The organism is Paenibacillus litoralis (assembly GCF_046244365.1).
Taxonomy (GTDB): Bacteria; Bacillota; Bacilli; order Paenibacillales; family NBRC-103111; genus Paenibacillus_V.
This window is the reverse complement of sequence record NZ_CP176395.1, coordinates 4,607,414-4,620,071: the sequence shown is the minus strand read 5'-3', so window position 1 is coordinate 4,620,071 and position 12,658 is coordinate 4,607,414. Positions and strand designations below refer to the sequence as shown.

At 50.1% G+C, this 12,658-nt stretch carries 6 protein-coding genes; 5 read left to right on the top strand and 1 reads right to left on the bottom strand.

Annotation, left to right across the window (positions count from 1 at the left end; genetic code table 11):
* Positions 1 to 247 precede the first annotated feature (247 nt).
* Entirely contained in the window at positions 248 to 997 is a 750-nt protein-coding gene (locus tag ACKGJP_RS19200) for an SDR family oxidoreductase (protein ID WP_409340430.1), read from the bottom strand.
* Positions 998 to 1,302: 305 nt separating this feature from the next.
* On the opposite strand from ACKGJP_RS19200, the gene sigJ reads away from it, so the two are divergent.
* The 5 genes from sigJ to ACKGJP_RS19175 all read left to right on the top strand — a co-directional run bounded on the left by sigJ (position 1,303) and on the right by ACKGJP_RS19175 (position 12,585).
* Positions 1,303 to 2,166, top strand: coding sequence for an RNA polymerase sigma factor SigJ (gene sigJ, locus ACKGJP_RS19195; protein ID WP_409340429.1), 864 nt, complete (start codon positions 1,303 to 1,305; stop codon positions 2,164 to 2,166).
* Positions 2,167 to 2,658: 492 nt separating this feature from the next.
* Positions 2,659 to 3,540 (top strand): GNAT family N-acetyltransferase, encoded by an 882-nt coding sequence (locus ACKGJP_RS19190; RefSeq protein WP_409340428.1) that lies wholly within the window; start codon positions 2,659 to 2,661, stop codon positions 3,538 to 3,540.
* Entirely contained in the window at positions 3,540 to 4,127 is a 588-nt protein-coding gene (locus ACKGJP_RS19185; RefSeq protein WP_409340427.1) for a P1 family peptidase, read from the top strand. Before ACKGJP_RS19190 ends, ACKGJP_RS19185 begins: the two co-directional genes overlap by 1 nt.
* Positions 4,128 to 4,336: 209 nt before the next feature.
* The gene (locus tag ACKGJP_RS19180; protein ID WP_409340426.1) at positions 4,337 to 4,603 is read left to right on the top strand and encodes a hypothetical protein; all 267 of its coding nucleotides are present in this window, start codon (positions 4,337 to 4,339) and stop codon (positions 4,601 to 4,603) included.
* Between the two features lie 191 nt (positions 4,604 to 4,794).
* Complete coding sequence (locus ACKGJP_RS19175) at positions 4,795 to 12,585, top strand: SpvB/TcaC N-terminal domain-containing protein (protein WP_409340425.1); 7,791 nt, start codon at positions 4,795 to 4,797, stop codon at positions 12,583 to 12,585.
* The last annotated feature ends 73 nt before the right edge of the window (positions 12,586 to 12,658 follow it).

Genomic DNA, 12,658 nt, shown 5'->3' with positions numbered 1-12,658 from the left:
GTTCCTCCTTCATTTTTTTGAAGTAACGGGCAGGGAAAATACCTGATCTGTCGCACGAACCTTCTAAAGCCCAACGTCACGAAGGGCCTCATCCCCCTGCATTACGCAGAGAATTTGAGGCCCTTAGTATCTAACCTGGAATGTTACCCTACAGTTCAAGCGATATGGAGCCTATACTTCATCCGCGGAATACACACTCGCAACGATAGCCACAGTACACCATATGTCTCCCAGATATTGCTTGCAATCAGGAGCGCGCGAGCCAATCCGCCAAACGGGTCGGCGCAAGACGCACGTTGCTGTCTTCCGCAGGAACGAGCGCGCTATCATCCACTTGCCCTCCGAAGTAGTCTGCCTCGTTGTCCGTGACGACCTCGCGATTATCCCCAGCCACCTTCAAGGATTGGCGGACGAACTCATCCATCCCGATCTTTTCGGGTCCGGCCAGGTCGACTATGCCGTTCACGGGTTCCGCCAGCGCGTAGTCGGCCAAAGCTGCGCTCACATCCGCGGCCGCGATCGGCTGCATAGCGGAGGACGGTAAACGGACGATTTGACCTTCCGTCGCCGTATAGGCGATGGTGCCGGCAAATTCGAAGAACTGCGTCGCTCTGACGATCGTGTAAGGAATCGAGGACGCTTGGATCAACTTCTCTTGGGCGACCTTGGCGTTGAAATAAGCGTTTCCGGGCGGACGGTCCGTGCCGACGATCGACAGGGCGATATAGTGCTGCACGCCCGCGTTCGCCGACTCGGCCAGCAGATTCTTGGTCGACGTTTCGAAGAACGTCAGCACCGCTTGCTCTTCGAACGAAGGCGAGTTGGTGACGTCGACGACGACTTGCGCGCCGGCCAGCGCCGCGGCCAGCCCTTCGCCCGTTACCGAGTTGACGCCCAGAGACGGGGAAGCCGCCACCGCTTCATGACCGAGATTGTTCAGGTTCTGTACGAGTCCTTTGCCGATAAGTCCGCTGCCGCCGATCACTACAATTTTCATGAGTTTCCTCCTGGATTTTAGCCCGTATCCGCTGGGCGATTAGGTTTAAATGAAGCCTGTTGTTTGGTCCGACATACTTATAACGACCGAGCCGAACGTTCTGTGACACGGGACGGCGAAGATTTTCGCTTGAACAAACAAAAAGTAAGCGCCCGGACTGCATTAACTTTATCCGAATGCGACTATTAAACGATATTGCGCAATTCCAAAGGACGTCGTATACCGTTTAGGCTTGGGTTGATTAATTGCCGATCAAGTTATAAGGTAAGTACAAGAAGAAAGCAGCCGGACAAGGAAGTGACAAGATGCAGGAGTTGTACAAGCAGTACAAAGGACTGCTGTTCAACCTCGCCTACCAGCTGACCGGGTCGGTCTCCGACGCCGAGGACGTTGTGCAGGACGTATTTTTGAAAGCCTATCAATTGCCGCCGGAGAAATTGAACGAGCCCGGACCCTACCTTTGCAAAATGGTCACGAACCGCTGCCGGGATCTGTACAAGTCGGCTCGCAAGAAGCGGGAGGAATACTTTGGAGAGTGGTTGCCCGAGCCCCATGTTGCGGCGGATAACGACCCGGCGGATTCGGTCGCGCGCGACGATCTGTTGTCCTATGCCATGCTGGTGCTGCTGGAGCGGGTGTCGGCGTCGGAGCGGGCGGTTTTTGTGCTGCGGGAGGCTCTCGGGTTCGAGTATGGGGAAATCGCCAGGCTAATGGATAAAAGCGAGGTCAATTGCCGGAAGCTGTTCAGCCGCGCAAGCGCGAAACTGGGGCTGGACGCCGAGGCGCCGCTCCCGGCCCAATCGGCCGGCGAGGAATGGGTAGACGGTTTCGTGACCGCCCTCAAACAGGGGAACATGAATCGCCTTCTGTCGATGCTCGATCCCAACGTTGTGCTGCTGCCCGATGGCGGAGGCAAGGTGCAGGCGGCGGTTAATCCGATTCATACCGCAGAGCGCGTTGCGAAATTTCTTATGGGCATCATTCGCAAGGCCGCTACGTTCGAGGGAGAAGTGGTTATCCATATGGAGCGCATCAACGGGGAACCCGGCATGATTCTGCGCTCCGAGGACGGAGTTGTTCATACGGCAGCCCTGTTCCGCGTCGAAGGCGGACTCATCCGCGGCCTGTATGTTTTGCGTAATCCGGACAAGCTTAAGTCGCTGGCGTGAGGGGCTGATGGGCCTGAGGCGAGGGCAGTCAAGTTTTTTCGGGTGATCTTTAATGTCGTTAAGTTCTTGTCAACCGACAAACGACGACTGATGTCGTGTCCAAAGACACAAAAAGCTTGAGAAATCAGGCTTTTTTTTGTGTAGGAAAAAATGCTTGCCGGCAAAACGCACAAAAGCTCCAGCCCCTAGGGGTTCTTCTTGTCGCTCCATAGCATCGCTTGTTATACGGGATCACACGTCCCAACCAGCCTCAATCATGGTCATGACAAGTAGGGGTGAACATTATAGCGCTCGGTATCAAGTCACACGGGCAGGAACGTTCGACTCGGCCAACTTTATCCTCAGAGCATATGAAAAAAGGATCAACTAGAAAGGACTGGCTGACCTCATATTACGAACGGGCAGAATAACGCAACACCACGTTGAACGCATGTTTGATTATTGTGGTAAAATGTTACAGTATTAAATGCCTAATTTGAAAGGAGAATGCCGGTGGAACATCTGATAATTGAACCCTATAAACCCGAAAGGGATAAAGCCTCAATCACAGCCATGTGGTGTGGAAATGAACCGTTTAACGTGTTTCAACAGAGTGACAAAATGCTCTCTGACGGAATATTTGTTGCTCGTTACAACGACTTAACGGTAGCTTTTCTCTCATTTGATGGTTTTAAGAGAAGAGCGTTGACGACGATATTTGTTAATAAAGAATACAGAAGAATGGGCATTGGTGCCGCACTTATGGCAAAGGCGGATGACATACTTTCCAAAAACGCGGCAGTAGAACGTTCGATAGGAGTCTGTATAGATGGCGATCGTTGTTCTCTCCAATTTTTATATAAGCATGGTTATTACATAAGTTATTCATCCTTTATCATGGAGCGTGAAGGTGTACCTCTTCCTGAAAGTAATATTTCTGTCAGGAAATACGAAGATGATGATTATGTAATATGCCATAACATTTGCGAAATAGCCTTTTACCAAATGCATGAACGCATGGGGATTCTTCCGTCTTACTATTATCCTCCTAACGAAACGGAACGGATGAGATTCGCCGAAGATAGAAACAATAGATTCGTGATGCTTATCGACGGTGAAATAGTGGCAGTTGGCATTATTGACGGCAGTGAGCTAAGCCATGTTTCCGTTCGCCCAGATATTCAATCACGAGGATACGGCAGAGCTTTTATTTCATTTCTAGTAAATGAAATTATGCGAAGAAGTGGAAAAAACGTGACGCTCGGGGTTGTAAAAGGCAATCCTGCGATAAAATTGTATAAGAGTCTTGGTTTCAAAGAAAAGTCATTAAACCATTGGGTAACAAAATATTACAAACCGGACACTCGATTGAGCAGACCTCCAAGCGATATATAATGGCTGGCAGATTAGAAGCTGTGACTGGAGTTACTTCTGAATTATTGGCCCAGAGCGGTTACTCAACAAACTCTATGCCTAGAGTGGCGGCAGCAACCATCTATGACTTCGTCGGAAGGGATAACGCGATCTACCCGGATAAGCAGCTCGGAAGCGCTGCCTTTCTAAGTGCGCAAATAAACAAGTTTCCGATGGGAACAATTGGTGCAGGACGTTCCGCAAAGGTTGGAAAAGGGGATAACCATTGGGAAGCAGGAGGCCAAGGCGCAGCTTTTCGGCAAATCGGTCCAACGAAAATTGTAGTATACACAGTTGTCAATTCGATGGGAGCCATTATAGGTAGAGATGGTTCAATTATAAGAGGTTATCATGATATCCATATAAATACACGATATTTGAACCTAGAACATCATATGGATGACTCTGTTAAGAAGCTTGGAAATACAACGTTGACAGTAGTCGTAACCAATCAGAAGTTACCTGCTGCATCTTTGCGCCAATTGTCCAAGCAAATACATACTTCAATGGCAAGAGCAATATATCCATTTCACACAATTGACGATGGTGACGTTTTATTTATGGCTTAAACCAATAAAGTCGATAACCCAGATCTTAGTGCCGGTCATATTGGATTACTTGCATCGGAGCTAGCGTGGGATGCAGTAATAAACAGTTTTGAAAGAAATAATTAGTTTAGTTTCGTTAATGGACAGACAGCCGTAATATTATCAAGCAACTGTAGGGGATATCAGAGGGTGCATCCATTGATTTTTTTGGATTACAGAGAGGAGAAGTCATGCAGCCAGAAGGAGAGTTAGTATTAACTTGGGCATCTTACAGACGGCGAGCTTTTGGTTTTATGATTGACTTAGGTCTGTTACTGGCGGCACTGATTATCGTCATACTTGCATTGAGGGTAACTGGCATAGATTTGAGTAAATTGATGTTCTTTTTGCCATTAGGGCTGTTGCTACGAGACGTAAAGTCGATTTTTGACAGAGGACAAGAACATATATCAATAAAAACCCGCGCCGAGCGCGGTTTTTTTATTTTATGGATATAAAAGATTATCATGTTTGTGTAGAATGATCGCGTTTTTTAGCGAAATGAAACGAAAGAATTATCAAATAAATAGGTATTAGAGCACATTGGTAAAATAAACCACCCTAAGCAATAATAGAGATTAGGGATGCTGACGGACATTGTCAATAAGACAAAAAGAAATCATTTTTGGGTATTAACAGGGGGATGACTATGGTCTTACCGGAAATGACAACAAGTCCAAGCAAAGATGAGCATGTATTAAAGGCGCCCTCCATCTCGCTGCCCAAAGGTGGCGGGGCGATCCGCGGCATAGGAGAGAAGTTCTCCGCCAACCCGGTCACAGGTACCGGATCTATGAGCGTACCCATTGTGACCAGTCCTGGCCGCGGCGGTTTTGGCCCGCAGCTTTCCCTATCGTATGACTCCGGTGCCGGGAACGGGCCTTTTGGTTTGGGCTGGAGTCTCTCTCTGCCTTCAATCACGCGTAAGACGGATAAGGGGCTGCCGCAATATTTGGATGACGAGGATTCGGACGTGTTCATGCTGTCCGGTTCCGAAGATTTGGTGCCTGCACTTATTATGGATGCGGATGAAAAATGGATTCGCGAGAAAGTAGATCCACGGACGGTAAATGGTGAAAACTATCGGATTTGCCGGTATCGCCCGCGCGTCGAGGGCTTGTTCGCCCGCATTGAAAGGTGGACAAATACGTCCAAGCCGGACGATGTCTTTTGGCGTTCCATCTCGAGAGACAATGTTACAACCTGGTACGGCAGAAACGAAGAGTCGAGAATTACAGCCCCCGAGCATTCCGAACGCATTTTCAGTTGGCTCATCTGCCAGAGCCACGACGACAAGGGCAACGTCATCAAGTATCAATATAAAGCCGAGAACGCGGACAAAGTTGATTTCACGAAAGCTCATGAGCTGAATCGCGGGGATGAAACGGACAAGCGGCGATTTTCCAACAGGTATCTCAAGCGCATCTTCTATGGCAACCATAAGCCCTATTTTCCCAAACTTGTGGAAGATCGGCCATGGCCGGAGCCCCCGGACAATTGGTACTTTGAAACGGTATTCGACTATGGCGAACACCATGAGACCAAACCTGCACCTGAAGAAGTCGGCTTATGGAACCTTCGTTATGATCCCTTCTCCTCATACCGATCAACGTTTGAAGTGCGTACCTATCGTTTGTGCCAGCGCGTTCTCATGTTCCATCACATTCCGGATGATCCTGGTCCTGACGGTCACAAAGGATACGATGGCCTTGTTCGTTCGACCGAATTCTCCTACGAATACGAGGATGACACCGAAAACGTTCGCACCCCCATCTTTTCAAAAATGATCGAAGTGGCGCAGCGAAGTTATCAACTTACAGCAGACGGAGAATACCTCACAGCCATGCTCCCTCCGCATGAGTTCCAATACCGCGACGCTGCTATTCAAGATGAACTGCGAGAGTTACAGGGCGAAAGTCTCGATAATATTCCCATAGGCATTGACGGCGCTAAATATCATTGGATTGACCTTGACGGTGAAGGGCTATCGGGTATTCTGGCCGAACAAGAAAACGCATGGTACTACAAACGCAACCTTAGTCCTACCAACGCGGTGGGCGAGCAGATTGAGGCGAAGTTCGGACCGCCGGAACTTGTCTCTACCAAACCTTCGATGGCGTTGGCCAGACAAACGCAGTTCCTCGATTTGGCAGGCGACGGTCGTCCGGATGTGGTGCGATTTGCAGGCCCAATGCCGGGGTTCTTTGAACGGACTATGGACGAGAAGTGGGACACGTTTGTACCATTTGCTTCTCTGCCCAATGTGGATTGGAATGACCCCAATCTCAAATTCATCGACCTCGACGGGGACGGTCACGCCGATATCTTGATCAGTGAACACGATGCGTTTGTTTGGTATCCGTCTCTTGGAGAAGCCGGCTTTGATGCGGCGAAGCGCGTGAGCAAATCATGGGACGAAGAAGAAGGACCTCACATCGTATTTGCCGATGGGGAACAGTCGATCTATCTCTCGGATATGTCGGGCGATGGGTTGAGCGACATCGTACGTGTTCGCAACTGCGAAGTGTGTTATTGGCCTAATCTCGGATACGGCCGCTTTGGCGCTAAAGTCACGATGGATCACGCGCCTAGGGTAGATCAACCCGATCAATTTGAGCCGCTATTGTTCGACCATGCCGATCAATTCGATCCTCGCCGTATTCGGCTGGCCGATATCGACGGCACGGGTACGACCGACATTCTCTATCTTCATCGTGATGGCGTGCGCGTGTATTTTAACCAATCCGGTAATAGCTGGAGCGCTCCGACCGCAATCCAGAACTTCCCCTTACCCGATCATGTAGGCTCGGTGCAGGTGATGGATCTTCTGGGTAACGGTACGGCCTGTTTAGTCTGGTCATCGCCGTTGCCTAGCGACGCTCGCCGCCCGCTTCGTTACCTTGACCTGATGGGCGGGAAGAAGCCGCACCTCTTGGAGAAAACGATCAATAACCTGGGTGCAGAGACGACCATTCATTATGCGCCTTCGACCAAGTTTTACCTGCAGGACAAAAAAGATGGCAAACCATGGATCACCAAGCTGCCTTTTCCGGTACATTGCGTGGAGAAGGTGACGGTGAAGGACATTTGGCGCCAAACGAATTTTTCAACGACCTATAGTTACCATCATGGCTACTTCGATGGGTCGGAGCGTGAGTTTCGAGGCTTTGGTCGCGTTGAACAGATCGACGTCGAGGATTATGGCACATTTGCCAAAGAGAACAATAACAGCCCCTACATCACCGATGTCAATACCCTCTATCAGCCCCCAGTTAAAACCGTCACCTGGTATCACACCGGAGCGTTTCTCGACCGCGAGCGCATCATGGGCCAATTTCAAGCAGAGTACTTTCAAGTTCAAGGCGATTTTCAAGAGAATCCCTTACCCGAGCCCGATCTCGATGCTCTGAATCTTTCGGGCGAAGAGTGGCGCGAAGCGCTGCGAGCCTGCAAAGGCATGATGCTGCGGCAAGAAGTGTATGAACTTGATGTGGAAGCGATAGCGAAAGTCAAACTGTTCTCGGCTGCTTTTCACAATTGCCATATACACCTTGTTCAACCGAAAGCGGACAATCCGCATGCGGTATTTCACGTCACCGAGAGCGAAGCGATTACCTACCATTATGAACTCGATTTGCGCGCTAAGGAGCTAAAGCCCGATCCGCGTATCGTGCACACCCTTAATTTGAGCATGGACGAATATGGCAACAATCAGCAATCCGTTGCAGTGGTCTACCCTCGCCTGAGGAATCATGGCGATGCCGCGTTAATAGGCGATGAGTCGGATGTGTACCTGCATGTGCAAGACGATGCAAGGAAGTTGATCCATCATGTGCATTCGGAAATGCATCTGTCCTATACCGAGACACACTATACCAAGGACGTAATGGAGCCGGACGTCTATCGCTTGCGGCTGCCTTGCGAGTTATTGAGATATGAATTGACCGACAAGCCGAGATTTAATGAAGCCTGTCGCTGCTGCACTCTGGAAGAGCTGCGGGAATACAAATTAAGTGACAGATACCCTAGCGTCAAAAAACCAAAATTGGTTGAGGAGATCGCCTATCAAGTTCTCCCAAGCGGTGACTTGCCTCAAAAGCGAATCGTTGAACATTCGCAAACGCGATTTTTCGATGCAAACTTGGATCAGCCGCTGGCTCTGGGGCAAATGAGCGCACTTGGTCTGCCGTATGAGAGTTATAAACTGGCGCTTACCGATGAAATTCTTGGATTGGTCTTCGGAGACAAAATCCATCTAGACGTTCAAACGGCGATTACGGACAAGAAAAAAGGAGGCTACTTGAGTATAGCCGGGAAGTACTGGATGTGCTCGGGTGTGGCAGGTTTTAACGTAGATGCCCGTGATCACTTTTATTTGCCCGAACGCTATACCGACCCATTCGGAAACACGACAACATTAAGCTATGATTCACGCGATCTCTACATCCAATCCAGTACCGATGCGAAGGGTAACCGGACTGAGGTGGTTGAGTTCGATTTTCGCGTGCTAGCCCCTCGCCGTATGAAAGATTTGAACGATAATCTTTCGGAAGTGCGCTTTGATATATTGGGGATGCCCGCTGCCACAGCGGTATTGGGCAAAGGCGGTGAAGCCGACAGTCTAATCGGTTTCGATAACGCGCTGCTGAATCCTGATCTAGAAACACGGCAGAACTTCTTCGTCAACCATGACTATGACGTTGCCGATGCCAAAAATTTGTTGCGCGGCGCAAGTGCTCGTCATGTGTATTACTTCGGCGAGATCTTCAAAGATGGCAAGACCGTCTGGGGGCAGCATCCTGCCTGCGCTTGCGGTATTGTACGTGAGCGGCATTTTGTCGACGAGCCGGATAGCACGGTGCAATGCGGGTTTGAATATTCGGACGGCACGGGCAATGTGATAGTGAAGAAAGTTCAGGCCGAAGCGGACCCGGAAACACCCGGCGGTCCTTTGCGGTGGGTAGCAAGCGGAAAGACAATTCACAACAATAAGGGCAATCCGGTTAAACAATATGAGCCGTACTTTAGCCAGCCGATGGTCGGGCATCGTTATGAGGAACCGTCCGAAGCCGGGGTGACACCGGTGATGTATTATGACGCGGTCGGGCGGTTGATACGCACGGATTTACCGAACGGATCCTACAGCCGCGCGGATTTTTCTCCATGGCATGCCGTACATTATGATGCGAACGACACGGTAAAAATGAATAACGCCTGGTACAATCGCAACAGTAAGCTGGAAGTCTCGAAAGAAGACCAGCGTGCGGCCTTATTGGCTGCAGAACATGAGAATACGCCCTCAGTGACGATTTTCGACAGCCTAGGTCGCGAGGTCGTTACGATCGCTCACAACCGCGTGGGGTCAACCGACGAGAAATACGTCACCTTCACCAAGCTAGATGCTGAAGGCAAACCGCTATGGGTGCAAGATGCGCGCGGCAACCGTGTGATGCAATACATCTTACCGCTGCTGCCGGGCGGCGTACATCTGTTCAACGACCCCATCAATATGGATACGGAAGGTTTTTCTCCATGTTATGACATTGCAGGTAACCTGCTCTACCAGCATAGCATGGACGCCGGCGACCGCTGGATGTTATTTGACGCGTCAGGTAAGCCGATGTTTGCCTGGAACAACCGATCGTTCAGAACGAGGACGATCTATGATGATTTGCACCGGCCTATCGGCTCTTATGTCACCGGCACTGATCCGGTCAATCCTAGCCGCGAGATTCAATTCGAGAAGCTGATATATGGCGAAGGACAAGTTGACGATAAGAATCGCAACTTAAGGGGCAAGCTGTTAAAGCATTTCGATACGGCTGGTATCGTTGAGGTTGAGGCCTACGACTTTAAGGGAAATCCTTTGCAAACGATACGCGAACTGACGGTCGACTACAAGGCAACCCCCGATTGGTCGCAACATCCGGCTCCAGCGCTGGAAGCGGAGCGGATCGTCGCCAGAACCCGCTACGACGCACTAAATCGGCCGATCCAACTCGTCGCGCCGCACTACATGACGGCCAACCCGAAGCGCATCAACATTACCCAGCCGGTATACAACGAAGCCGGGCTGCTTGAGCGCTTGGATGTGTGGCTAAACCAAGCCGTTGAGCCTATTACGTTGCTTGCCGGTAACACGGCAAGCCAGCATCCTGTGAAGAACATCAAGTATAATGCCAAAGGGCAGCGTGTGCTTTTGCAATATGGGAATGGATCCAAAACGATTTACAAGTACGAACAGAAGAGCTTCCGGCTGAAACGATTGATAACCACACGCGACAATGATGACGCCCTTCTGCAAGACCTGAACTACACTTACGATCCTGTGGGGAACATCACTCAAATCCTGGACAACGCCAATGATCGAGTGATTCACAACAACCAATGCGTGCTGCCGGGTGCGGAGTATCGCTACGATGCCTTGTATCGCCTCATCGCAGCCGGCGGAAGAGAACATAAAGGCAAGGGCCAGCAATATGACTGGGATGATAGTTCCCATTATGTCCCAACGATAACCAACGACTGTCATGCATTACAGAACTACGTAGAGACTTATCGTTACGACGAGGTCGGCAACATTATGCAAATGATCCATCACACTGGACGTAATCTGGCGCAACCGGGTCAGTCGATCTGGAACCGGCGTTACCAATATGCTTTGGACAGCAACCGTTTGCTTGCCACAAGCCTACCCGATGACCCTGACCTGCTTGGTTATGCGGCAACGCCCGGTGGATACAGTGCCAAATATACCTACGATCTGCATGGTAATATGACGTCGATGCCGCACTTGCCTCAGATGAGTTGGGACTTCAAAGACCAATTGATCGCAACAACGAAGATGGTCAAGAACGATAGCCTGCCACCCGGCAAAGTATCGGCGATAACTTACTACGTCTATGATGCGGCAGGCCAGCGCGTCCGCAAGGTGACCGAAACGCAAACAGGCGCACTCAGCAAGCAGCGCATTTATATCGGCGGGTTTGAGTTGTATCGTGAATACAGCGGCGGCACGGTCAAGCTAGAGCGTGAGTCGTTACATGTGATGGACGACAAGCAGCGTTTGGCTTTGATCGAGACACAAACGATTAAAGAACAGATTCCGATTGCCAGCCCCCAGCCTATCGTTCGCTATCAACTTGGAAATCACCTCGGTTCGGTCAGTCTGGAACTTGACGAGAACGCTGCGGTGATCACATATGAGGAATATACGCCGTTCGGCAGCACCGCTTACTGTGCCGGATGCAGCGCTGCCGAGGTAAGTTTGAAACGCTATCGATATACGGGTAAGGAACGGGATGAGGAGACTGGGTTTAGCTATCATGGAGCGAGGTATTATGCGCTATGGTTGGCTAGATGGACGAGTTGTGATCCAGCAGGATTAGCTGACGGTCCGTGCGTCTATATGTACGTCAGAGGCAACCCAATCCGCTATTTCGACCTTGACGGGAGATACCCCACTGAGCAAGAGGTTCTTCAGACAGGTTATCGGATTTTAGCTTCTGGCTTTATAGCTATTGGTATGCCAGTGGCGGTGCCTGCAGTGGTACGTGTTGCCAGTAGCCCTTATACACTTCTCGCAGTTGTCGCTATCGGAGTACCGGTAGCCGTTCATTTTTACACAGAAGCTAATCCAGTGCCCTATACAAAACCGGAAGACAACAAGACGCCGACTCCTGCTCCAGCGGGTACTGCATCATTGGCGCCGCCAAGTCCGCCGCCTTCAAGTGCACCGCCAAAACCTTCTCAGCCTGCAGTAATTCCACCTCCGCCGTTAAAGGACGATCCTAGTGTTGAGAAAATTCAGGGCAAATGGGAGAACGGCGTATTTGTACCTGCGGTACCTAAGAACGATACCGCGGCTCGAAGATCAAATGCCAAGAGCGGTAATGCTATGAAACCGCCGAAGCTGCCTCCAAATCATGGAGTAGCGGCAACCCCGGCGCCAGCACCGACAGGGAAGGCAACAGGTTCGAGTTCCCCTAAGAAGAAGGAACCAGGTCAATGGGCCCCGGACTTAACAGCTGGTCATAATATGGAGGATAAAGATGCTTTATATCAGAAGCAGATTACCGGTAAACCGGCCAGTGAGACTTATTATGTGAACGGCGTATCTTTTGACGGCTATAGGGACGGAAAAGGAGGAGAGCCAGGAAAACTGCTCGAGGCCAAAAATTGGAGCGATAATAGTAGATTTATGAAGGCTCTAAACAATTTGATGAACGGCAACTACAGCGACTACATGTACTTATTGGATAAAGCTAGTGAAATCTTGGATCAAGCCAAGGATCAAGTAAAAGCAGCAGAAGGAACAGGTGCAAAAATCGAATGGCATGTATCTGGAGAAAAAGCGACACAAGCTTTTCAAATGCTTTTCGAAAACGATCCGGAAATTAAGGGGAAAATTACAGTCATACATGAACCTTTAAAGCAGTAGAATCCCTTATTGAGTCGATAGCGTTGGAACCTGAGAGCTTAGCGAAATGTTGCCCGCACGGGCGTGTTCGATG